This window comes from Flagellimonas lutimaris (genome assembly GCF_003581615.1).
Taxonomy (GTDB): Bacteria; Bacteroidota; Bacteroidia; order Flavobacteriales; family Flavobacteriaceae; genus Flagellimonas; species Flagellimonas lutimaris.
Genome location: NZ_QXFH01000072.1, coordinates 172,583 through 196,565, shown reverse-complemented (window position 1 = coordinate 196,565; position 23,983 = coordinate 172,583). Strand labels below are relative to the sequence as shown.

General features: G+C 39.9%; 23 protein-coding genes. 12 read left to right on the top strand and 11 right to left on the bottom strand.

Annotation, left to right across the window (positions count from 1 at the left end; all coding sequences use genetic code 11):
* Positions 1–3 precede the first annotated feature (3 nt).
* From D2V08_RS10695 to nadC, 3 genes are read right to left on the bottom strand one after another with little or no spacing between them, the layout of a single operon-like run.
* Entirely contained in the window at positions 4–453 is a 450-nt protein-coding gene (locus D2V08_RS10695) for a DUF2147 domain-containing protein (protein WP_119608154.1), read from the bottom strand.
* Positions 428–1,408 carry a YihY/virulence factor BrkB family protein gene (locus D2V08_RS10690; RefSeq protein WP_119608153.1) on the bottom strand — a complete coding sequence of 327 codons (981 nt, stop codon included), beginning with the start codon at positions 1,406–1,408 and terminating at the stop codon, positions 428–430. Before D2V08_RS10690 ends, D2V08_RS10695 begins: the two co-directional genes overlap by 26 nt.
* Positions 1,409–2,266 (bottom strand): carboxylating nicotinate-nucleotide diphosphorylase, encoded by an 858-nt coding sequence (gene nadC / locus D2V08_RS10685; protein ID WP_119608152.1) that lies wholly within the window; start codon positions 2,264–2,266, stop codon positions 1,409–1,411.
* A gap of 92 nt (positions 2,267–2,358) precedes the next feature.
* On the opposite strand from nadC, the gene rlmH reads away from it, so the two are divergent.
* Positions 2,359–2,832: a 23S rRNA (pseudouridine(1915)-N(3))-methyltransferase RlmH gene (gene rlmH / locus D2V08_RS10680; protein WP_119608151.1), complete on the top strand. Its 474-nt coding sequence runs from the start codon at positions 2,359–2,361 to the stop codon at positions 2,830–2,832.
* On the opposite strand, the gene serA is transcribed toward rlmH, so the two are convergent.
* Both serA and D2V08_RS10670 read right to left on the bottom strand, forming a co-directional pair.
* Positions 2,833–4,725: a phosphoglycerate dehydrogenase gene (serA, locus tag D2V08_RS10675; RefSeq protein WP_119608150.1), complete on the bottom strand. Its 1,893-nt coding sequence runs from the start codon at positions 4,723–4,725 to the stop codon at positions 2,833–2,835.
* Between the two features lie 159 nt (positions 4,726–4,884).
* Positions 4,885–5,337, bottom strand: coding sequence for a methyltransferase family protein (locus tag D2V08_RS10670; protein WP_119608149.1), 453 nt, complete (start codon positions 5,335–5,337; stop codon positions 4,885–4,887).
* A 60-nt stretch (positions 5,338–5,397) separates the two neighbouring features.
* On the opposite strand from D2V08_RS10670, the gene D2V08_RS10665 reads away from it, so the two are divergent.
* From D2V08_RS10665 to D2V08_RS10650, 4 genes are all read left to right on the top strand, one after another.
* On the top strand, positions 5,398–5,979 hold the full coding sequence (locus D2V08_RS10665) for a non-canonical purine NTP diphosphatase (RefSeq protein ID WP_119608148.1): 582 nt from the start codon (positions 5,398–5,400) through the stop codon (positions 5,977–5,979).
* A 144-nt stretch (positions 5,980–6,123) separates the two neighbouring features.
* Positions 6,124–7,878, top strand: coding sequence for a DEAD/DEAH box helicase (locus D2V08_RS10660; protein ID WP_119608147.1), 1,755 nt, complete (start codon positions 6,124–6,126; stop codon positions 7,876–7,878).
* 75 nt (positions 7,879–7,953) lie between these two features.
* Positions 7,954–8,733: a carboxypeptidase-like regulatory domain-containing protein gene (locus tag D2V08_RS10655; RefSeq protein WP_119608146.1), complete on the top strand. Its 780-nt coding sequence runs from the start codon at positions 7,954–7,956 to the stop codon at positions 8,731–8,733.
* 100 nt (positions 8,734–8,833) lie between these two features.
* Positions 8,834–10,516: an alpha-amylase family glycosyl hydrolase gene (locus D2V08_RS10650; protein ID WP_119608145.1), complete on the top strand. Its 1,683-nt coding sequence runs from the start codon at positions 8,834–8,836 to the stop codon at positions 10,514–10,516.
* Positions 10,517–10,518: 2 nt separating this feature from the next.
* Here the strand turns inward: D2V08_RS10650 and D2V08_RS10645 are convergent, their stop codons facing one another.
* From D2V08_RS10645 to D2V08_RS10635, 3 genes are read right to left on the bottom strand one after another with little or no spacing between them, the layout of a single operon-like run.
* Positions 10,519–10,899: a VOC family protein gene (locus D2V08_RS10645; RefSeq protein ID WP_119608144.1), complete on the bottom strand. Its 381-nt coding sequence runs from the start codon at positions 10,897–10,899 to the stop codon at positions 10,519–10,521.
* A 5-nt stretch (positions 10,900–10,904) separates the two neighbouring features.
* Positions 10,905–11,432: an SRPBCC family protein gene (locus D2V08_RS10640; RefSeq protein ID WP_119608143.1), complete on the bottom strand. Its 528-nt coding sequence runs from the start codon at positions 11,430–11,432 to the stop codon at positions 10,905–10,907.
* Positions 11,433–11,474: 42 nt separating this feature from the next.
* The gene (locus tag D2V08_RS10635; protein WP_119608142.1) at positions 11,475–12,128 is read right to left on the bottom strand and encodes a TrmH family RNA methyltransferase; all 654 of its coding nucleotides are present in this window, start codon (positions 12,126–12,128) and stop codon (positions 11,475–11,477) included.
* A 117-nt stretch (positions 12,129–12,245) separates the two neighbouring features.
* Between D2V08_RS10635 and D2V08_RS10630 the strand changes: the two genes are divergently transcribed.
* The 5 genes from D2V08_RS10630 (at position 12,246) to D2V08_RS10610 (ending at position 17,222) form a co-directional block, all read left to right on the top strand.
* Positions 12,246–12,983, top strand: coding sequence for a hypothetical protein (locus tag D2V08_RS10630; protein ID WP_119608141.1), 738 nt, complete (start codon positions 12,246–12,248; stop codon positions 12,981–12,983).
* Positions 12,984–13,134: 151 nt separating this feature from the next.
* Positions 13,135–13,494 (top strand): DUF7670 domain-containing protein, encoded by a 360-nt coding sequence (locus D2V08_RS10625; protein ID WP_119608140.1) that lies wholly within the window; start codon positions 13,135–13,137, stop codon positions 13,492–13,494.
* Positions 13,495–13,607: 113 nt separating this feature from the next.
* Positions 13,608–14,801 carry a serine hydrolase domain-containing protein gene (locus tag D2V08_RS10620; protein ID WP_119608139.1) on the top strand — a complete coding sequence of 398 codons (1,194 nt, stop codon included), beginning with the start codon at positions 13,608–13,610 and terminating at the stop codon, positions 14,799–14,801.
* A gap of 100 nt (positions 14,802–14,901) precedes the next feature.
* Entirely contained in the window at positions 14,902–16,407 is a 1,506-nt protein-coding gene (locus D2V08_RS10615; protein ID WP_119608138.1) for a S10 family peptidase, read from the top strand.
* A 62-nt stretch (positions 16,408–16,469) separates the two neighbouring features.
* Positions 16,470–17,222, top strand: coding sequence for a DUF6090 family protein (locus D2V08_RS10610; RefSeq protein WP_119608137.1), 753 nt, complete (start codon positions 16,470–16,472; stop codon positions 17,220–17,222).
* A gap of 14 nt (positions 17,223–17,236) precedes the next feature.
* Here the strand turns inward: D2V08_RS10610 and D2V08_RS10605 are convergent, their stop codons facing one another.
* The gene (locus D2V08_RS10605) at positions 17,237–17,920 is read right to left on the bottom strand and encodes a DsrE family protein (RefSeq protein ID WP_147374090.1); all 684 of its coding nucleotides are present in this window, start codon (positions 17,918–17,920) and stop codon (positions 17,237–17,239) included.
* Between the two features lie 162 nt (positions 17,921–18,082).
* On the opposite strand from D2V08_RS10605, the gene D2V08_RS10600 reads away from it, so the two are divergent.
* Positions 18,083–18,535: a nuclear transport factor 2 family protein gene (locus tag D2V08_RS10600; RefSeq protein WP_119608135.1), complete on the top strand. Its 453-nt coding sequence runs from the start codon at positions 18,083–18,085 to the stop codon at positions 18,533–18,535.
* A 69-nt stretch (positions 18,536–18,604) separates the two neighbouring features.
* Positions 18,605–19,135: a RidA family protein gene (locus D2V08_RS10595; protein WP_119608134.1), complete on the top strand. Its 531-nt coding sequence runs from the start codon at positions 18,605–18,607 to the stop codon at positions 19,133–19,135.
* Between the two features lie 152 nt (positions 19,136–19,287).
* Here D2V08_RS10595 and D2V08_RS10590 read toward each other — a convergent pair whose 3' ends face one another.
* Both D2V08_RS10590 and D2V08_RS10585 read right to left on the bottom strand, forming a co-directional pair.
* Positions 19,288–20,745: a TolC family protein gene (locus D2V08_RS10590; RefSeq protein ID WP_119608133.1), complete on the bottom strand. Its 1,458-nt coding sequence runs from the start codon at positions 20,743–20,745 to the stop codon at positions 19,288–19,290.
* Positions 20,705–23,974, bottom strand: a complete 3,270-nt coding sequence (locus tag D2V08_RS10585) for an efflux RND transporter permease subunit (protein WP_119608132.1) — start codon at positions 23,972–23,974, stop codon at positions 20,705–20,707. The genes D2V08_RS10590 and D2V08_RS10585 overlap by 41 nt, the downstream gene beginning before the upstream one ends.
* Positions 23,975–23,983: the final 9 nt, after the last annotated feature.

Sequence of the window (23,983 nt, the reverse complement as noted above, 5' to 3'; positions counted from 1 at the left end):
AGATCAATTCTCTAGTACCCTATGCCATGTTTGGGTCCTGTATAAAAATGCCAAATAGCCCCGCACTTTCAACCGGTTTTTATTGTCTTCATCCAGCCATACCCTACCTTTAAAAGTCATTGCTTGCTCCGGGTCGAACAGCTTGTCCCCCTTATAAATACCCTTTTTGTTCTTCTCAAAATTTTCCATGATTTTCATTCCAACAATGGGCTTATCCTTTTTATCTCCTTCACATTTGGTGCACAAAGCGCCTTTTTTTCCTTTTTCCAAAATCTTCACGACCTTAGCGTGCATTAATCCATCTTCCTTGTAAATTTCGATGATGGCCTTAGTAATACCATTCCGGTCATCAATTGTTTTCCACTTCCCGAAAACGGATTGCGACCATGTTACCTGACAAAGCAGAAAACATATCATATATATCCATTTATTGCGAATTTTGCTGCTTTTCATGTCTTTTTTTTAATGAATTAAGTGTGGCGTTCAATTCAAAACCTAACAATAATATATTAGAATTTAGCCATATAAACACCATTAAAATCAATAATCCTCCCAAAGCTCCGTAAAGTTCGTTGTAACGAGCAAATTTCTCAACATAAATTCCAAAAAGATAAGAGGTCAATAAAAACAAAAGGGTTGTCATTAGTGCTCCTGCAGAAAAAAACCGAACCTGTCTCCCTTCCGCTGTTCCAAAATAGTAAAGTATGGCCGTTGTGAAATAAGAAAGACAAAGGAAAAACAAAACTTTAGCTACCTGTATTCCAATGGTGTCACCTTTTTCTACATCATAGCCCAGCGTTTTTCCCAAATATTCGCTAGTGTATTCCACAATGTAAAATTCAAAATAAACAAAGGCAACAGCACCAACAATCAATAAAACGGAAAGAATCAATCCAACCATGAGGGCATAGGCGTATTGACGGAAAAAATTACGCGTCAACTCCACGTGATAGGAGTTTTCAAATCCACCAAAAATGGCGTTAACACCATTGGCCATCAAAAAGATGGACAAGATAAATGCAGAAGACAATAAACCTCCTTGTTTTTGATCTTTGATCTGCTGATAGATTTCTCCAAAATAATCACTCGTTGCCGAAGGAAGGAAGGATTCCAAAAAATCCAAAAATTGCGCATCGAAATTCTCGTTGCCCACACTTACATATGGAATAATAAAAGGAATCATAGTGATCAGAAAAATGAGGAGGGGAAACAACGCCAAAAAAATACTGAAGGCAATGGAACTGGCCCTAGAAGATAGCGTGCCCTTAACAATTCCAACCAAATACATTTCAATCAAATCATAAAAAGAGAGCCCCTCAAAAGCTTTTAGCTTTATCTTTTTCAATAACCGGACTATCCAATTGATCACGGGTATTTTCTCTAACTGCTCTTCTATGGCTGCAGACATTTAAACGGCTTTTAAACTTAGGTCCATATTATAAACAGAGTGCGTCAATGCTCCCGATGAAATATAATCCACACCGCATTCGGCATATTTTCTTATGGTATCCTCTGTAATTCCACCAGAAGATTCGGTAAGGCACTTATCTCCTATTCTTTTGACTGCTTCGCGGGTATCATCATAATCAAAATTATCCAAAAGGATGCGGTACACACCTTCGGATTTCAATATTTCGTCAACCTCATCCAAGTCCCTGGCTTCAACAATAATCTTAAGGTTCTTTCCCTTTTCTTTAAGGTAATCCTGTGTTTTCCGGATGGCTTTGGTGATTCCGCCAGCAAAATCGATATGATTGTCTTTTAACATAATCATATCATATAAAGCAAACCTATGGTTTTCTCCGCCTCCAATTTTTACGGCCCATTTTTCAAGAGCCCTAATTCCAGGGGTGGTCTTTCTGGTATCCAATATTTTAGTGCTTGTACCTTCCAAAATGGTAACAAAATTTTGTGTTTTAGTGGCAATGGCACTCATCCGTTGCATAGCATTGAGCACCAAGCGCTCTGCCTTTAAAATACTTTGGGAGCTTCCTTCAACGTAAAAAGCGATGTCGCCATATTTAACAGCGACGCCATCTTCTATTAATATTTCTATCTCCAAATTGGGGTCGACATAGTTGAACACCTTTTTTGCAAAATCGACTCCGGCAAGCGTGCCTTCGCCTTTTACAAGAAGTTTTGCTTTTCCTTGTGCAGATGAAGGAATGCATGCCAAGGAACTGTGGTCTCCATCACCAACATCCTCTCTAACTGCGTTGGCAATAATCAAATCCAGTTCATTTTGAAATTGTTCTTCGGAAATCATCCAGTTGGGCTTTTAACGAAAATAGTAAAAACATTGTTCCATGTCGAAGTGATAGGCATGCTTAATTTAAACAGAATCATTTATTTTTGGGCATGCAGATTACTTTGATTGCCATTGGAAAAACCGACAAGTCTGAACTTGAAGAACTTATCTCCATATACGAGAAACGGCTGAAGCATTATATCAAGTTTCAAATGGTCGTCATTCCCGACATAAAAAATAGAAAAAATCTTTCCGAAGCCCAACAAAAGGAGAAAGAGGGTGAACTTATCTTGGCGCAACTGCAACCCACGGACACCCTTGTTTTACTTGATGAAAAGGGAAAACAATATACTTCGACGGATTTTGCCCAGTTCCTTCAAAAAAAGATGAACAGTGGCATCAAAAACCTTGTTCTTGTCATTGGCGGTCCCTATGGTTTTAGTGATGCTGTGTATGCTAAAAGCTCTGGAAGGATAAGTTTATCCAAAATGACATTTTCCCACCAAATGGTGCGACTATTTATTGTGGAACAGATATATAGAGGGTTCACCATTCTCAGGAACGAACCCTATCATCATCAATGATTAATAAAGGACCCTAAACTTGATGGTATTCTCAATTTTCTTGAGGGCCTTGATCACATCCTTGTTATATTCCTTATCCAAATCAGTGATTACATAACCTACTTCGCTATCTGTAGAGAGGAATTGTCCTGAAATGTTAAGTCCGTATTGCGCCAACACTTCATTAATTTTAGCCATAATACCTGGAACATTTCGGTGAATATGCAAGAATCGATGCGCTTTGTTCTGCTTAGGCAATCTAATATTCGGAAAGTTCACGGCATCTACTGTATTTCCTGAATTGATGTAATCCATAATCTTATTAGGGACGAAATCGGCGATGTCTCGTTGCGCTTCCTCTGTACTACCTCCAATATGAGGGGTAAGAATCACATTGGACAATCCTTGTAATGGTGTTTCAAATTCACCATTGCTTCTTGGTTCGGAAGGATATACATCTATGGCTGCACCACCTAGTTTTCCACTTTCAAGGGCGTTGGCCAATGCATTTATATCAACCACAAACCCTCTGGATAGGTTGATGAGTTTTGCGCCATCTTTCATTTGGTTGATCTCGCGTTCCCCAATAAAATTTTTGTTGGCTTTATTATCATCCACGTGAAGAGTTACAACGTCAGAAACATTAAGTAAATCCTCCAAAGTATCACATTTTACCGCATTACCTAGGGCCAATTGGTCGTTTACATCATAATAATATACCTTCATGCCCATGGCTTCGGCCAAAACGGACATTTGTTTACCAATGTTCCCGTAACCTACGATACCTAAGTTTTTACCGCGTACTTCTTGTGATCCAATGGCTGTTTTGTTCCATTCACCGTTGTGAATCTCCGTGCTGCGTGGAAAAATGCTACGCATTAACATAATGGTTTGCCCAATGGCAAGCTCCACCACTGAACGCGTGTTGCTATAAGGTGCATTGAATACCACTACACCTTTCTTTTTACTGTAATCGAGGTCTATCTGGGTAGTACCGATACAGAACGCACCTACTACCAATAATTTATCAGCGGCATCCAACACTTTTTGGGTCACTTGTGTCTTGGACCTAATTCCCAAAACGTGCACTCCTTTAATACGCTCTACAAGTTCCTCTTCCGAAAGGCTGGTTTTGATCAACTCCACCGAAAAACCTTCTTCGGATAGATTTTCAAAAGCTGCTGGGTGTACATTTTCCAGTAAAAGGATCTTGATTCTGTTCTTTGGGTATGATAAGTTTCTTGGCAAATCGTTCACAAATAAAAATTCATCTAGGTTAGGTGTCACGTGGTCGGCATTATCTGCTGCCTTTTCACGGTGCACATTTTCAGTATAGGCAAAAAATTTATGGGCAATACCTGCCTCGCGCATTACATAATCGCTGTAGCCATCGCCAATAACTTGAACTTCGCCTTCCAAATCCAAGTTTTTTAAACATTCTATTTTTCCGTTATGTGCAGCCAACACATTGGTTTCGTCAAAGCCAATGATATTGCCCTCATCATCAAACTTGAAGGTATTGGCGTAAACACGCTCGGACGGAATATTGTATTCCTCAACAATGGGATCGATAAATTCCTTGAAACCGCAGGAAATCACATAGATATGTTCCGAGAATTCATGAAAAAAATCTTTATTGGCCGCAATTGATTTAGAAATCTTTTGACGCAGTTCCACTACCAAATCTTCTAAATCATTTTTGTTGGCACTCAACAAACGGATTCTTCGTTCCAAGGATTCGGTGAAAGAAATATCCCCATCAATCCCCAAATTGGTGATTTTTTGGATTTCCGACACAATCTCGTCCCTTTTCGGATTGTTTTGCAGGGTCATTTCTGCCAAAACGTCCAAAGCCTCCACTCTTGTGAGCGTGCTATCAAAATCGAACACATATTTGCGTCCTGTTTCTACCATGAGTCGCTTCAAAAAAAATTAAGGCATAAAATTAAACATTAATTCTATCCTTAGAATCGGAACTTGTCAAAAACCTTACACTTTTGCGGATAAATCAAAAATCCATTACGATTTGTTTCAAATGGCACCCAAAAAGGTACATTTTTCAACCTCGGATTTTTAAAACCACCGTCTTGTCAACTTACAATAGATACTATATTCCTTACCGAACATTTCTTTGAGCGCCTCTTCTTCAGGTTTAATCTGAAATCGATTCAAGTACGATACAAAACCAGCTGCTACGAGTGTGTTGAATGCATTACCAAGCTTAAGACCAAAGGCCAGCAAAAAAAGAAGCATCCCTAAATACATAGGGTTGCGGGTGAATTTATAGACGCCATTGGTTACTAAATTGGATGTTTTCTTGGGATTCAAAGGGTCCACCGTAGTTCTTGTCATAAAAAATTGGATTACCGATATCAAAATCACCAAAATTCCTAATCCAAAAAGAAACATTGCCAGTTCCTGTTTACCAAAAAACTCAAAATCGCCAAAAGGTAAAAACATATCCAAAACATACATTAATCCTCCAAAAACAAGCATTACCAATGCTGGCGGCACTTTCATTTTCATACAAATCGGTTAAAGTCCGAAATTACTACTTTTGAATCTCAAAATAGAACCCTTTTTGATTTGAAACTAGTTTTTGCCACCCATAACGACCATAAGCTCAAAGAAGTTCAGCAGTTACTGCCTGAAGGTTTTGAAATCTTATCATTAAAAGATATTGAGTGTTTTGATGAAATTCCCGAGACCGGAGCCACTCTAGAAGAAAACGCCAAAACAAAAGCGGATTACGTAACTCAAACCTATGGTTTGGATTGTTTTTCGGACGATACGGGTTTACTTGTAGATGCTTTGGATGGACAACCTGGAGTGTATTCTGCCAGATACGCGGGAGGAAATAAGAACGCTAAGGACAACATGACAAAACTGTTATTGGAACTGAAGGGGATATCAAACCGGAATGCCCACTTTAAAACAGCAGTCCATTTGAATCTGCAGGGCAACAATTACACCTTTGAAGGCATTGTAGAAGGTGTCATTACCAAAAATGAACATGGTGCCGGTGGTTTTGGTTACGATCCTATTTTTAAACCCGACGGATACAACAAAACCTTTGGTGAACTGCCCTCCGAGACCAAAAATGCCATTAGCCATAGAGGTAGAGCCATTCAAAAATTGGTGGAATTCTTAAAAAACAAGGGGTCTTGACTCCCACGGAATAAAATTAACGTACCTTTGCCGCTTTATTAACGCCGCCGGTATGGGCAAGGTGTTGTGATGGGCTTAAATGGGTTATACAAGAATCGCTCTATACAACACAAACATATTTGCGATTTAAGGTATTACACCGCTATGACAAAATTTGAAGCCTTGGGGTTGGACAAACCCCTATTGGATGCTATTTCCGACCTCGGATTTGAATCCCCATCAGAAGTACAAGAAAAATCAATCCCAATTTTATTGGAAAAGGAAACCGATTTGGTGGCCTTGGCACAAACAGGAACAGGTAAAACTGCTGCGTTTGGATTTCCTATGATTCAAAAAATCCAAGAGGAAAGCAGAACCACCCAAGGATTGATCCTCTCCCCTACAAGAGAGCTATGTTTGCAGATTACAAATGAGTTAAAACTCTATTCCAAATACGTAAAAGGACTTAATGTTGTCGCCATTTATGGTGGTGCCAGCATTACGGAACAAGCACGACAAATAAAAAGAGGGGCGCAAATTGTTGTTGCTACTCCAGGTCGTATGAAGGATATGATCGGCCGAAGAATGGTCGATATTTCCAAAATTGATTATTGTGTTTTGGATGAAGCCGATGAAATGTTGAACATGGGCTTCTTTGAAGACATTAAAGACATTTTATCCAACACACCCAAAGAAAAGTTGACATGGCTTTTTTCCGCAACCATGCCCAAGGAAGTGGCTACGATTGCAAAAAAATTCATGCACAATCCCGTTGAGATTACTGTTGGATCTAAAAATGCAGGCGCCTCTACTGTACAGCATGAGTATTATGTAGTAGGTGGGCGCGACCGGTACGCTGCACTTAAGCGTTTGGCAGATGCCAACCCAGGAATTTTTTCCGTCGTGTTCTGTAGAACCAAAAGGGATACCCAACGTGTTGCAGAAAAATTGATTGAGGATGGCTATAACGCTGGTGCTTTGCACGGTGATTTAAGCCAGAACCAAAGGGATTTGGTGATGAACTCGTTCAGAAAAAAACAGGTGCAAATGTTGGTGGCTACCGACGTTGCCGCCCGCGGTATTGATGTGGACGATATTACACACGTAATCAACTACCAATTGCCCGATGAGATTGAAACGTACACTCACCGAAGTGGCCGTACCGGACGTGCAGGTAAATCTGGTATTTCCATGGTTATCATCACTCGCTCTGAGCTTAGGAAAATTAAAGCCATCGAAAAAAAGATTCAGCAGGATTTCTTATCCAAACAGATTCCAGATGGTATTGAAATCTGCGAGATTCAGTTGTATCATTTGGCCAATAAGATCAAGGAAACCAAAATCAATAAAGAGATTGACAGTTACCTACCCGCTATTAACGATGTTTTGGAAGGTATTGACCGTGACGAACTTATCAAAAAGATTGTTTCCGTAGAGTTTACCCAGTTTTATAACTACTACAGTAAATCCAAAGACCTCAACAGCCAAGATTCAGGTAAAGAGAGAGGAACTTCCAAAGGAGATATTCCATCAGAAGGTTCTGTCCGCTACTTTATTAATGTAGGAGAACGCGACGGTTACGATTGGATGTCACTAAAAGATTTCCTTCGAGATACGCTTAAATTGGAAAAGGAGGATATCTACAATGTAGACACTAAGGACACCTTCTCATTTTTTAATTCCGATGCGCAACTGACCGAATTCATTCTTCAAACCTTTACCGAGTTTAAGGTAGATGGTCGTTTTATAAATGTTGAAGTTTCCAAGAACCCTGGTGGCAGTGGCGGCGGAAGAGGAGGTAAAAAACGTCGAGGTAAAAAAGGTGGTGGATACCGCGGAGGAAATAAATCCTATAAAGGTGGTGGAAAAAAAGGAGGTTACGGGAAAAAAGGAGGTAAGAAAAAGCAAGGCTTTTATTAGTTAATTCTATATTAAATGGTAAGCCTCTCCTATTTATTTTTCTTTGTTTAGTACTTTTATAGCTACAAAGATTGCATGAGAAGATTACTACTTATACTACTGACCCTAATCCCACTACTTGGTTTTTCCCAAGAAGAAGACGATGAGAACCAAGAGGTAAAAGATTTTACCGCAACGGTAATCAATGCCCAAACAGAATTTCCTTTGGAAAGTGTGCATGTAGTGAATTTAAACCAAGTTAAAGGTACCATTACAAACCAGAATGGTAAGTTTTCCATTCCTGCTGCCGTGAATGATACCCTTTATCTCTCTTACTTGGGTTTTAAAACTCAAAAAGTAAGAGTAACCAACGATATGTTAAGGTTTGGAAACACCGAGATTGCCCTCACAGAGCTGGCATATGCCTTGGAAGAAGTGGTCGTAAGGCCTTATCAGCTTACAGGGTATTTGGAGATTGATGTGAAAAACCTTCCTATAAACAATGCTTATCAATACAGTATATCCGGCCTTAATACCAGTTATGAGGCCGGAAATAAAAGCCCAAGTGCAGTGACCAAGGTACTGGGAGCAATTCTAAACCCTGCCGACCTCTTACGGAATCTCTTCGGAAAAAAACCTAGGCAAATGCGTAAGTTGCGACAAATCAAGGAAGATGACAATATCAGAGACCTTTTGGCATCAAAATTTGACAGGGAGACCCTTACTGAATTGCTGCAACTTGAAAAAGTGGATATCGAGGACATCCTCAATAACTGCAACTATTCCAAATCCTTTATCAAAACAGCCAACGACCTTCAAATTTTGGACGCTATCTCCAGCTGCTATGAAGAATATAAAGTACTTAACCGAAACTAACCATATCTTTTAAACCATTGTATTGGGATAGACCTATCTGGCTATAAATAAATTTTATATTTACGTATTCATTTTATAGCTTTAAACAAAATCCCAATACATGAAAAAACTGCTTGTTGTCTTGTCATTATTCCCCCTATTTATTGGCTGCAAAAAAGTTGAAAAAAAGCAACCAAAAACGCAGGTAGTTGAAGTTGAAACACCGAAAAAGGAGGTGCCTTTTGTTTGGGAAGGTGCCAACATATACTTTCTGCTTACCGATCGTTTCAACAATGGAAATCCAAATAATGATTTGAATTTTGAAAGAACGGAAGAAACAGGCGTTTTAAGAGGTTTTGAAGGAGGTGACATTCAAGGGATTACCCAAAAAATTGAAGAAGGCTACTTTACCAATTTGGGAATCAATGCCATTTGGTTTACACCCGTAGTGGAGCAAATCCATGGGGCAACCGACGAGGGCACTGGTAAAACCTATGGTTATCATGGGTATTGGGCAAAGGATTGGACTTCAGTTGACCCAAACTTTGGAACACGAAAAGACTTAGAAGAATTAGTAAAAACAGCTCATAGCAAAGGAATTCGTATTCTGTTGGACGTGGTATTGAACCATACCGGGCCCGTTACAGAGAAAGACCCCGTTTGGCCGGACGATTGGGTAAGAACTGGGCCAAAATGTGAGTTCACCACCTACGAGAACACCACCGCTTGTACACTAGTGGAAAATTTGCCGGACATCCTCACCGAATCCGATGAAGCAGTGGAATTGCCCGATGCCCTTTTGGCCAAATGGAAAGATGAAGGACGATTGAGCAAGGAGCTTGACGAGCTACAACTATTTTTTGAACGCACCGGATATCCACGGGCACCCCGCTATTATATCATCAAATGGCTTACAGATTATATCAACGATTTAGGGGTGGATGGTTTCCGTGTGGATACGGTGAAGCATGTAAATGAAAACGCTTGGGCGGACTTGCACAAGGAAGCGGAATATGCCTTTGAAACATGGAAGAAAAAGCATCAGGATAAAATTCTGGACGACAATCCATTTTATATGGTCGGCGAAGTCTACAACTATGGCATTTCTGGAGGTCGTGAATTTGATTTTGGTGATAAGAAAGTAGATTTCTTTGATTATGGATTTAAAAGTCTTATCAACTTTGAACTCAAAAGCGACGCAGACAAAAACTATGAGACCATATTTAAAAAGTATAGCAAGCTACTCCACACCAAACTGAAGGACAAAAGTGTACTAAATTATTTAACCTCCCATGATGATGGTTCCCCTTACGACAAGGACCGGACAAAGCCATATCGTGCTGCCAATGTACTTTTGTTGACACCAGGGACCTCTCAAGTATATTATGGAGATGAAACCTCAAGAAGCTTAATTATCGAAGGTACTGAAGGTGATGCCACCCTGCGTTCGTTTATGAATTGGGAGGATTTGGATAGTGTTCCCGAAGTACAGAAAATACACAAGCATTGGCAAAAACTGGGTCAATTCAGGGCCAATCACCCTGCCATCGGTGCTGGAAAACATAAAAGATTGGCCAAATCACCCTATGTATTCTCCAGAACCTATGATAAAGGGGAGTATCGGGACAAAGTTGTCGTTGGACTGGATTTACCAAAAGGTAAAAAGTCACTTTGGGTAAAAGGTTTTTTTGGCAACGGCACCAAATTATATGACACTTACTCGGAAACTGAGGTTACTGTGGCCAACGGAAAAGTTATTTTGGACAATGATTTTGATATTGCACTTTTGGAATTAGTTGAATAACCTTAAGCTCTGGAATGCAGTGCAATGCGGTTGCCTTCGGAATCCAAGAACAAAGCCATGTAACCAATTTCGGGGCTAATCTGTGTTTTGGGCTGTGTTATTTTACCTCCAGCAGCTTCAATCCGTCCAAGTTCGTTATCCACATCCGGACTTGAAAAATAAATAAGTACACCTGCTGATTCACTTGGTTGATAGTGGTCTTTATTTTCTATAAGTCCGCCAGGAGCACCCGATTTATCTTGTGCCCAAGGAAACCATGCCATTTTGGTTCCGCCCAAATCATGAAGTTGCATTTCTATTTGAAAAACCGATTCGTAAAATGTTTTTGCTCGGCTTATATCTGTGACCGGAATCTCAAACCAGCCTACCATGTTTCCTTCCATAATATTTATTGATTTTCTAAAATTTGCTTCAAATTGGCCAATCCTTCTTCAAAATCCTTGCCTATCGCTTTGTCCATATTCATAAACAGCATCATAATGCTCATTGGGAATTTGTTTTTCCCCGAAAAGCCCCAAATCACTTTGGTCATTTCTTTTTCCACCTCTTTGGTTGCTATATACGCATGCGAAGTGGACTTAAATGGTTTTAAAAATCGAAGTTCGGATTCAATTCGTTCGCCTTCCACAATATTGGTGATTTCCTGCTCCCCTTCTCCAACCTCTTTGTTGCCTTTCCAATAGCTAATGGCACCTACCTCTCCATCGTTACCTGTAAACTTCTTTTCCATATTAGGGTCACGTTTTCCCCATGGCGACCATTCATCTTGGCTCTTCAAAGATTTGAGATAATCGAAAACAACACTACTGGGTCGGTTGATTTCAATAGAACGGGAAACATCGTAGTTTTTTGGGGCAATGGCTGCCAGAAAAAGAATAAGCACCACTATGGCCAACACAATATAAAGCACCATCATAACTGTAATTGATTGATTAACAGTTAAAAGTACAAAAATTATTTACTCCAACAGGTATCTTTTGATGATACCATCAACATCTTTTATGGATTTTTTGGTCCAATCCAACCTCTTTTCAAGAGTCTCAAAATCAGATAATTGCCAGTTTATATCGGAACTTCTCACTTTTTGTGCCAATTGTTGGATAATAATAGCTGCGGATACGGAAACATTCAAGCTCTCCGAAAAACCGACCATTGGAATTTTAAGGAATCCATCTGCCTGTTGCATTACCTCTTCGGACAGTCCTTCTTTTTCAGTTCCAAAAAAGATGGCCGATTTCTCCGCAGGGAAAAAATCGTGAAGTAAGTTGGAATCGTTATGCGGTGTAGTGGCAATGATTTGGTAGCCATCGTCCTTTAATTTTGAGATACAATCAGTGGTGGTTTGGTAGCGGTGCACATCTACCCATTGTTCGGCCCCCATGGCAATGTTTTTATCCAAACGCTTACCAAAACGGTCTTCTATTACATGAAGGTCGTGTATTCCGAAGACATCACAACTACGAATAATGGCACTTGTGTTGTGTAATTGGTATACATCTTCCACGGCAACCGTAATATGCTTGGTTCTCTTTTGAAGTACTTCCAAAAAACGTTGTTTTCGCCCTTCGGTGAGGTAACCTTCCAAATATGTCAACAAATCGTAGCTAAACATAAAACCAAGATAGAAAAAATTGGAAATGTGGTTTTAGACAAATTGATTTATTAAATTGGAGTTTAATTGAACCTGCCCTACTTTCTTCGCTGCAGAAGTTAGGAATAATCAAAAAATATGATTTCAAATAAATTTAGCTTCAACTCACACCGTTTCAACCTATGGGAAATATATGAATCCATAAAGAACTATTATCCGATTGGTGTGCCTAGAGGAGAGAACGGGAGAGGAATTTTTTTTGAATATGCTGGAGTAAAAAAATTGGAAAAATTAGTCATGGATAATGTTCATGATGAAAAAAACTTTAATAGCAGATGGACTAGTTACATGCATGAATTGGAGAAAAAATTAAATAAGGAAATTATAGGGACTACCTACGGACAAGCCCCTAGCTTTAGTTCCTCGGTAATTGTTGAACGAAATGTTATGGGGAACTGTAGCCATCTAAAAGAGCTCCATTTTTCGTTAAGTTTGGTTGGAAATTTTTTTTCAATTTACGGTTTGGACTCAACTCGAATTTTAGACGAAAAAGATTCCTCATCAGGCTATCGTGCTGCCAATGTAATTACAGGCTCCCCTTATAAGGAGCTCAAAAAAGACTTTTTGATACTGGAGAATAGTATACGAGAAAGATTTCCCAATCATAAAATGGTACCATTTGCTTTTGGACAACAGATAATCGATGGACTAAGAGTCCGATATAGTGATGCTGAAGTGTGTTCTGTACATATGGCCATATTCAATGACTTTGTGCAACCCAAAAATAATCTTCGTTTTACCCAAGGTTATGTTGTGGACCATACTCGAGGAGATATTTATTATGGCTTGGATGATTGGATTAAGAATACAGAATAACTGTTTTAATAATGCTGTACAGCCAACTAATTGAAAGAGTTGGTCTACGAAAACTATCGCTGCCCCCTGCCCATATCAATATTATGGAGCTTGGAAGTCACACTAAGAAAATGGAAACATCTACAATAGGATTAAACTTTAAAAGATAACCATGAGCACTAAAACATATAAGAAATTACGGTGGGCAATACGAGGGTTGAGTGGACTCTTAATAGCATTTTCTTTGCTAATGTTTATCGGTGAAACCTTTTTTGAAGAAAGCACCGGCGGACCATTAACAAGCAATGCTATTTTGCAATTATCAATAGCAGCAGTTGGTCTAGTAGGGCTTGGTCTTGCTTGGAAATGGGAATTAATCGGGGGCATCGTTGCATTGATTGCTTTTATTGTTTTAGCTATAATAAATCCTAGGGTGTTGGAAATGCCATTAATGTTTGTTTGGCCAGCAAATGCAATGTTGTTTATTATGCTTTGGGCGCTTAAAAGAAATAAAACTATAGATAAGAAGTAAACGAAATGAATATATAAAAAAGTGATGATTTTCTTCTTTAGCGCACAAATACTATAAACTTTATAAGAATTAACTTTATATCCAGTATTTCTCAATGCGAAACATAAACTATTATGAGTAGACCACTCTCCTATATTGGAGTATTGACATTTCTTTCAATATTACTTCTTGGTTGCAAGGAGAAAAATGTGTTGAATAAGGGGATTTATGAGATAATAGAATCAGATTCGGGCAAAATCCAAACCCAAAGAATGCATCCTGTTGCAAAAAGATTAAAGGAGTTAGATGTTCCAGGGGTAAGTGTTGCGGTAATAGATGATTACAGAATTCATGACTTAATTACATTTGGAAATAGAGATAGTTTAAACTTTGTCAACAGTAATACAATATTTCAAGCTGCATCAGTTTCCAAGTATGTTACTGCCATCATTGTACATCAATTTATCTCACAAGGATTATTGGATTTGGATACAGATGTCAATCAATATTTAAAATCATGGAAGGTTCCAAAAAATGATTTCACCCAAGATACTCCAGTCACGCTAAGGCTTTTATTATCGCACCAATCGGGACTTCCCAGCACTAATTTTGATTTTGACAAAAACCAAGGTGTTCCAACACTTGTTCAAATTCTGAATGCTGATTCGCCTGCGATCAATGAACCTGCCATTCCCAATGCAATTCCTGGGAGTAGATGGTCCTATTCAAATATTGGATATGCACTTATCCAACAAATTTTAGAAGATATTACAGATAAATCCTTCCAACAAATTGCAAAAGAAACCCTATTTATTCCTTTGCAACTGAATTCTAGTACATTTCAATACCCCTTGCCTCCTAATTTCGAAAATAATGAGGCCAAACCCCATGATAAATTTGGAAAGGAACAACCTTCCCAACTGGAATTACCTGCTAAAGCCCAAGGTGGTTTGATGACAACACCAGCAGATTTGGCCAAGTTAACCACGGAAATAATGAAGGGGTATGAAAACAATTCTAAAACATTTTCGAAGAAAACCGTTCAACGGTTGCTTCAAAACGAATTGGAACTTCCTTTTAGATTTTATAATCAAAAAGCCTTTATGGGACTTGGTGTTTTGCTAATTGGTGAAAACGAAAATTTGGCTTTTATTCACAGTGGCTACAATTCTCCCGGTTCAGTTTGCATTGTAATGGGATTTCCTTCGATAGGGAAAGGGGCCGTTATTTCAGCCAACAGCGCAAACGGAGAAAAACTTTATCTGGAAATACTCGCTACACTTGCCAATAAGTTTGATTGGCCCAATGGACAGTTTTTTAAACATTAAAGCAGACTTTTAAAGGTACACGCCTTAGTTCCAAGCAACCTTAAAATACTCCTCGAACCATCCGTTCCTTTCACTATATTTATAGAAATCAAAAAAGACCATGGGGAAATTATACACGCTATTTACATGCATACTCTTTTCATTGACCATTTCTGCCCAACAAACGGACATTGATTCACTTTCTGTTCCAGAACCGAAGTCATTCATTAGCAACCATCAAATAACCAACGGTGGAAAACTTATCAAGTACAAGGCGATTGCTTCTGAAACTTATCTTAAAAATAAATCCGGAGAGCCGGTAGCTTCCATATGGTCGGTTGCTTATATACAAAATAGTACGGAAGACCCAAGCAAACGCCCCGTAACCTTCGTTTTTAACGGTGGTCCTGGCTCTGCATCCGTTTGGTTGCAGATGGGCATGTTCGGCCCTCAATTGGTAAAAGTGGACTCCGATGCTGCTAAAGATGATGGCGCGGCACCATACACCTTAGTAGAAAACACAAACGGCATACTGGATTTAACAGATTTGGTCTTTATAGACCCTGTGGGCACGGGATTTAGTAAAGTTATCGGAAAAGGAAAAGTTGAAGACTTTTGGGGACTAACTGAGGATGCAAATTCAGTTGCACAGTTTATGCGACAATGGGTTACGAAAAATAATCGCTGGCTTTCCCCGAAATATATCATTGGCGAAAGCTTTGGAACAACAAGGGCCGCTGGAGTGGCCAACGCACTGGAAGGGAACGGTCAGAATATGGCTTTAAACGGCTTAATACTCATTTCCCAAGCATTGGATTATGCAGGTTCCACATCTGTTCATGATAACATTACCTCCTATTTGACCTACCTGCCCAGTATGGCCGCCACAGCTTGGTACCATAAAAAAGCTGGCCAAGGCAAATCACTTGAATCTTTCGTTGAAGAATGCAGGAATTACACTTATAACTTCTATGCACCGGCACTATATAAAGGTTCTCTTTTGACGGATGCCGAAAAAAATGAGGTTGCAGAAAAGCTCAGTTATTTTATTGGACTGGACAAGAAGTATATTCTGAAATCGAACTTGCGGATACTGATGCCTCGTTTTCAAAAACAACTCCTTGAAGAGGAAGGACTTGCCATTGGCAGGTTAGATGGACGATATATGGGTGATGAAGTGGATAAATTGACCGATGGCCCACATCTTGGAGATCCATCCAGTTATCAGATTAGTTCTGCTTATACTGCATCACTGAATCATTTTTATGCATCCGAGCTAGGTGTAAAAATGGATAGACCTTACCTAAACTCCAATGGGGAAATCTATGGTAAATGGAACTGGAAACCTGTCGCCAAAGAAAGCGGATGGGAACCTTCATACGTTAATGTTACCCGGAAATTAAGTGAGACCATGCGAAGAAACACTGGAATGAAGGTGATGGTGGCAAGTGGCTATTACGATTTAATCTGTCCATTCTTTGACGCCGAGTATACATTTTCCAGAAATGGCATCGAGAGAGAAAAAATTAAAATGGTCTATTACGAAGCTGGCCACATGATGTATACTCACCAGCCCGATTTAATAAAATTAGCCCAGGATGTCAGGGAATTTTTATCAAGAAAATAGCAAATTATAAGACTATGCCATAGCCATAAAAAATACTATTCGCCTTTTATAATTACAATCTAATGATACAATTCTTCCGAAAAATTCGGCAACGATTGCTTAATGAAAATAAGTTCACAAAATACTTGCTGTACGCCATTGGAGAAATTTTTCTTGTAGTCATAGGGATTTTACTCGCGCTACAAATAAATAATTGGAATGATCTGCGAAAGCAAAAACAAAAGGAGGAATTTATATTAAGAGATCTTCACCAAGAATTTGTTTTCAATAAAAAGCTTTTGGATTCTATTATGACCTATCATAAACGAACCATTAAGTCTGCTGAATACTTAAAATCGCGGTTGCCAATCGATGTTAATCGTATTGACAACCTGGACTCATTGTCATATCACTTGTTTACGGTCAGTTTTGCCTATACGTACAACCCTTCCACGGGAATCATTAATAGTTTGCTCAACAATTCAACGATTGAAATTATTTCCAATAATGAGCTTCGACAATTACTTATTGGTTGGAAGGATATATTGTCCGATTATCAGGAAGAAGAAATACGGGCCAGCGAAAATTACCTCAACCATTTAAAACCTTTCGAAAAAGAACATTTTAAATACAGTTTGGACTATAAAGAGGTGTTGTCAGATCCGAGAATTGATTTGACATTTTTAGAAACCCTTGCTTTTGACAATTATGTGCTCGACAGACATAACGACCTCAACAACATTATCAATAGTGCCACGGGGACAGGAGAACTAAATCATATCACAAAAACCATGGACCTGATAATTCAACTCTCCGACCCCAAATCCTTGGATTGAATTTCAAGTATTCTCTATCTATTGATACGATACTTCACATAACCCTTCATTTGGTAAGAACTTAAAATAGTCTGCGCCGTTAACGATACCTTGAACATTGGCAAAAGGGCTTCCTTATCCACTTCAAAGAAAAACATGGCCTGTGCGCAGGAAATAAATTTGGCTCCTAATTTTTCCAATTCCCCAATGAGTTTCATATTCGGGTTGTCCATCTTAAATTTTCCATTGTAAAATTCATTTGTAGTAAAAGCATTGAGCGAACCCGCATGAACCACAATCACAGGAGAAATATTTTCTAAAGGAATACCGGAAGCCACATGCAAATTGATTATACGTGCCACCTCAACAATACTTGCATCCAATTTGGAGGGGGTATCACTATCAAAATTCACCAATTCGAACATCAATTTGTATTCCAGATTTGGGTCGGGGATTTCGGTAATATCTTCAACGGGAACTACTCCGGAAAAAGTGCCGGCATCGATTACAGGATACGTGGCTACATCTTTGAATTCTGCTATCATCAGTTTTCTTTTGAACTGATTGTCCACCTTTATCGAGTCTGCACGAAACATAGCTGCGAGCGTACTATCCTTTTCTTGTGTGATTTTTGTTAAGGTGTCGTCAAAATCATTGGATTGGGCAAAGCCGACTGTCGTGAATATACCGGCAAATAAAGTGAATATTGCTTTTTTCATTAGTGTGAGGTTGGTTGGTTTTAGGTTGGAAATCAAGGACATTCTATCATTCACCCAATTTTTTTTGAATGTACGTAATTTTTCAGAAAATTAACCTTACCTCATAGGTTAAGGATACCATGGTAATAGTTTCCTTATCTTGATTGTCCAAAAACCTCCAAAATGAAATTTACAATACATTTACTATTTATAGTCCTTAGTTTTTTGTTGCACACCCCTGAAATTTATTCACAAACTAACAAAGAGGAAATATTAGCGATCAGAAATGCTTCCAACCAAGCTCTTAAAGCTTATGACAACACACAAGTACTTTCCTATTTAACCAATGATGTTTTAACTACAACGGGGAAGGGAACTTTATTATCAAGTAAAAAAGCTTTGAAACAATATATTTTAGAAGGCGGAGAAAGTAAAATGTATTGGGTACGGACAGCAAAGGAAATTATGGTAAACGAAAAAAGAGGCTTAGCCTGGGAAAATGGGGTTTGGAAAGGATACAATCCTGAAAAAGGCAACAATGCAATTGTTGGTGGCAACTATTCCGCCATGTGGACCAAAGCATCTGGTAAGTGGAAAATAAAATCCCAGCTTTTTGTGACTTTGGAGGAGAAATGAAACGTTGAATCTTAATAAAAAACGGGATAGCTGAAAACCGACCAAAGTAGGCACTAAATAAACATGACAATGAAAAAACCAAACAAACTCAACCACCGATTCATCTTAGTTTTAATGTTTTGCTCTACAATGCTGCCCTTTCAGAGTTGTGAGCAAAAAGAAAAGGAGTCAACCAAAGAAATTGAAGAGGAAGTTACAGTTGTCGAATCCGTAGCACCAGAATATTTTCAACTTCGGCCGGATATTGAGCAGGCTTATGGGTATTCTCATGCCGTTAAAATTGGGAACGATATAAAGATTTCGGGAGCTGTCAGTATGGATAATGAAGGTAATCCAACTGCAATTGCCGATTTAGGGCAGCAAATGAAGAATTGCTACGCCGATCTGGAAAAAGTATTAAATCACTTCGGTTGCACTTTTGATGATGTTGTGGTGGAAAATATATTCACTACAGATATGGCATCATTCATTGAAAATGCAGCCTATAGAGAATCCATTTATACCAAGAATTTTCCAGCGGGCTCATGGCTTGGGGTAAAAGAATTGGCGCTTCCGGAATTTATGATCGAAATTGAATTAGAGGTACATAAACCCGAATGAAAATTATAACTGCCCACATTTTATAGCAACTATTAAAACTGTAAATTTTGAAATGCGATAAAATCAGAAGCCCGATTTACAATTGTAAATCGGGCTTCATTTTGGGTAAATCAATAGCCAAGACAGTAGGTAAAACTATCGATTTGGGACATTTAATTCCAGCCACCGCCCAAGGCGCGGTACATATTTACCTGGGCCAGCATCTGGTCTTTTTTGGTCTCTACCAGTTCCATTCGGGACTCCAAAGCCTCACGTTGCGCCAAAAGCACCTCAATGTATTCCACCCGTGCGGACTGGAACAAACGTGTGGACAGGTCTATGGATTCCGTTAGGGCCTGTACTTGACCATCTTTCAATTCATAGCTCTTTTTAAGATTATCGATGTTGGATAACTGGTTCGCCACTTCTATATAGGCATTCAAAATGGCCTTTTCGTATTCGTACACCGCTTGCAACTGTCGAGCTGTAGCATTTTTGTATTGCGCCTTTATTGCATTTCTATTGATCAAAGGAGCTACCATATCTCCAATCGCAGAATACAAAACAGATTCTGGCGTAGTGGTGAGGTATTTAGTATCAAAAGCCTCCAGACCTAAACCTGCCTTAATCGTGAACTGTGGATAAAAACTGGCTTTAGCCGCTTTGGTATCCAATTTGGCCGCTGCCAATTCAAACTCGGCACTACGCACATCGGGGCGGTTCTGCAACAATTGCGAAGGTATGCCCGCATATACTGTATCAATAGGCGTATCGATAAAGTTATCGGACTCCCGCTGAATATGCTGCGGTGAACGACCGATCAAAAAGTTCAATCGGTTCTCTGCTTCCACTATTTCCTGTCGGATTTCATATTTATGGCTTCGGTTTTTCATCACCTCGGCCTGAAAACGCTTAACCGCCAATTCTGTGGCCCGTGCAGCTTGCTTTTGCAACTTAACCATGCGCAATGCATTCTGCTGAATCTCCAAGTTTTGGTTAATTATTGCCATTTGATTGTCCAAAGCCATCAACTCATAATAGGAATCAGCAATTTCCGCCACTAAATTGGTCACCATAAAGTTCTTGCCTTCTACACTGGATAAATATTCGAAAACCGCAGCCTTTTTCTCATTGCGCAGTTTCTTCCAAACATCCAGTTCCCATGTTGCATAGGCCCCAACCATATAATTGGTCAGGGGCTCTGGGAACTCTTCGCCTTCCTTAACTTCCAGATTCTTCTCCACAGCGCCATTGCGGGTATATTCACCCACTTTTTCAATTTCGGCACCGGCTTGAAGGTTCACAAAGGGCAAATACTCACCCTTTTTGGCCTGAATTACATTCTTGGCCATATCCACCTGTTGCAACATAATATTGAGCTCTTGGTTCTTAACCAGAGCGGTATCAATAAGAGCAATGAGATTAGGGTCCTTAAAAAACTCCTTCCATTCCACCAATGCAGTATTCACTGTATCCGTTGACTGGTTTTGATAATTTTCGGGAACAGCTACATTCTCGTCTCTGATTTCACGGGTTGGCACACAAGAATAAAAGGCCACCAACGCTATCATTCCAATTAAAAGTGATTTTCTATGCTTCATCTTGGTCACCTTTTTTCTTTTTCTTTCCATTTCTTGTGGTCATTTTTTTCAAAAGTTTGTTCACCTCACGCAAACGAGCGCGCAATTTGCTTTCAGTGTCATTATTTTTGAAGAACTCCTCCGAGATCGGCTCATCGTGTTCATCTTTAATAAGACTCTTGCCTTCGGCCATTTTTGCAAATACATAGTACAATCCTGGTATCAATAACACACCGAAAATGGTTCCGATGAGCATACCTCCCAAGGCAGAACCACCAATGGTACGGTTACCAATGGCTCCTGCACCTGAAGCGACTACCAAGGGGATCAAACCGGCGATAAATGCAAAAGATGTCATTAAAATAGGCCTAAAACGTTGTTTGGAACCTTCAATGGCTGCTTCCAGTATGGGCATGCCTTCCCGATGTTTCTGAACGGCAAACTCCACGATCAATACGGCATTTTTACCTAAAAGTCCTACCAGCATGATCATACCAATCTGGGCATATACATCGTTGGACAATCCCATAAACTTCAACAACATAAAAGAACCAAATACCCCAACAGGGAGTGAAAGGATTACTGCCAATGGTAACAAGAAGCTTTCGTACTGGGCGGCCAACACCAAATACACGAATATGAGCACCACAATAAATATGTAGATGGATTCATTTCCGCGTTGCGCCTCATCATAGGAAAGACCTTCCCAAGCAATATCGTAACCTCGAGGCAAGGTTTGCTCCGCCACTTCTTTTATGGCTCCAATGGCATCACCACTGGTATACCCTGCTGCTGGTAATCCCCGTATGGCCGCAGAATTATAAAGGTTATATCGAGTCACCTCGTTGGGGCCCAATTTTTTCTCCATTGTCATAAACGCAGAATAGGGAACCATTTCGCCTTCTTCGTTCTTCACAAAGAGTTTTTCCAAATCGGAAGGCAATCCACGATATTCCGGTGCCGCTTGGGTATATACCTTAAAGAATCGACCAAAACGGATAAACCCTTGCTCATAGGTACTACCGATAAGAATGTTCAAATTTTCCATCGCTTTTCCTATGGAAACTCCCTTCTGCATGGCCGCTTTATTATTGATTTTCAGCTCATATTGTGGATAATTGGCGGCATAGAACGTAAACAAACCTGCCAATTCCTTACGTTCTCGCAAGGCATCCATAAAATCGTTGTTGATTCGCTCAAACTCATGATAATCGGTACCATTGGTCTTGTCCAACAAACGCATGGCAAAACCACCAGAGGAACCAAAACCAGGAACAGCTGGCGGCTCAAAGTATTCGATTACCGCACCAAGGTCCTTGGTCTCTTCTTCCAACTCTTCCATAATCTCGTGGACGGAATGCTCCCGTTCCGACCATGGTTTAAGGTTGATGAGACAAGTACCTGCATTGGAACCACGACCCTCTGTCATGATTTCATACCCTGCTAAGGAGGAAACAGATTCCACTCCTTCGGTCTCCTCACAAATAGCTTGGAGTTTTCTGGCCACCTCATTGGTTCGTTCCAAAGTAGCACCCGGAGGGGTCTGGATGATGGCATAGATCATACCTTGATCCTCATTGGGTATAAATCCGGCGGGCAATACTTGGTTTGTGAAGAAAATACCGGCGCAAAATGCCAGCAGTAGTCCAAAAGTGACCACTCTTCGATTTACGATTTTGTTCAATACTCCGACATAGCGTCCCGTAAGTTTCTCGAACCTGCCATTGAACCAATCAATAAATCGGTTTACGGGAGATTTCCGTTTTGGTTTGCCATGGGTGTTCTTCAACATCATGGCACAGAGCACTGGAGTCAATGTGAGAGCTACTATAGCCGAGATTACAATGGAACCTGCCATGGTGATGGAAAACTGCCTATAGAAAACCCCGACTGGTCCTGTCATAAAGGAAATAGGGATAAACACCGAGGTCATTACCAAGGTAATGGCTACAATAGCACCACCAATTTCACCCAAAACTTCATAGGATGCTTTATAAGGCGTAAGATTCTCCTCCTCCATTTTTACGTGGACGGCCTCTACCACCACAATAGCGTTATCCACCACAATACCGATGGCTAATACCAGAGCAAACAGTGTAATCAGGTTGATGGACAATCCAAAAAGCTGCATCACAAAGAATGCTCCAATAAGGGAGACGGGTACGGCAATAATTGGGATTAACGTAGAGCGCCAATCACCCAAGAACAGGAATACCACAATGGCCACAAGGATAAAGGCATCACGAAGGGTATGCAGTACTTGATCAATTGAAGCATCCAAGAAATTGGATACATCATAACTAATCTTATAATCGATTCCCGGTGGCATATCGGCCTCAAGTTCATCCAATTTTTCTTTAACGGATTTGATAACATCGCTACCGTTACTGCCAAAGGTCTGCTTTAATACTATGGATGCCGATGGTTTTCCATCCAAGTTGGAATAAATATCAAAGAACTCACTTCCGAGTTCCACATCGGCGACGTCTCCTAATTTTAAAATCTCCCCTTCTTCGTTGGCTTTAATAATGATATCCTTGTATTGCTGCGGTTCATTATACCTGTTCTGATAAACCAAAACATATTCCAACGATTGTGCTTTTTTACCAGAACTTCTACCTAAACGTCCGGGCCTGGCCAGGATACTTTGCTCTTCCATGGCCTCCAGAATTTCTTCTGCAGAAACATTATAGGCTCGCATTCGGTCTGGTTTAAGCCAAACCCGCATAGCGAACTTACGACTACCCAGAATCTTGGCACTTGCTATACCATTTATCCTCTGGATTTCAGGAATCATTTTGGTGTATGCATAGTTGTATAGGAACTTTTCATCATTGTTCTTGGAATCACTATACAAGTTAACGTACATCAACATACTGGGCTGCACAGGAGTAATAACCACTCCTTCCCGTTGCACCAGCTCTGGTAATAACGGCATTACCTGGTCTACCCGGGTCTTTACCCGAACCACAGCTTGATTAGGGTCCGTTCCCGGTTCAAAGATTACCCTTAAGGTACCTTCCCCTGCACTGGTTGCATCGGAAGCGATATACCGCATACCTTGCACCCCATTAATCGAGGTTTCTAACGGAATTAGGGTGGATTTTACCAATACATCGGCACTAGAACCTGGATAGGCTATAAATATATTTACCGTTGTAGGCGCAATTTGGGGGAACTGCGATATGGGCAGTTGCTTTATGGCCAACAGTCCCGTAAACACAATTATGACCGAAATCACAATGGCCAATACGGGTCTGTGTATAAATTTTTTAAACATAATAACTAA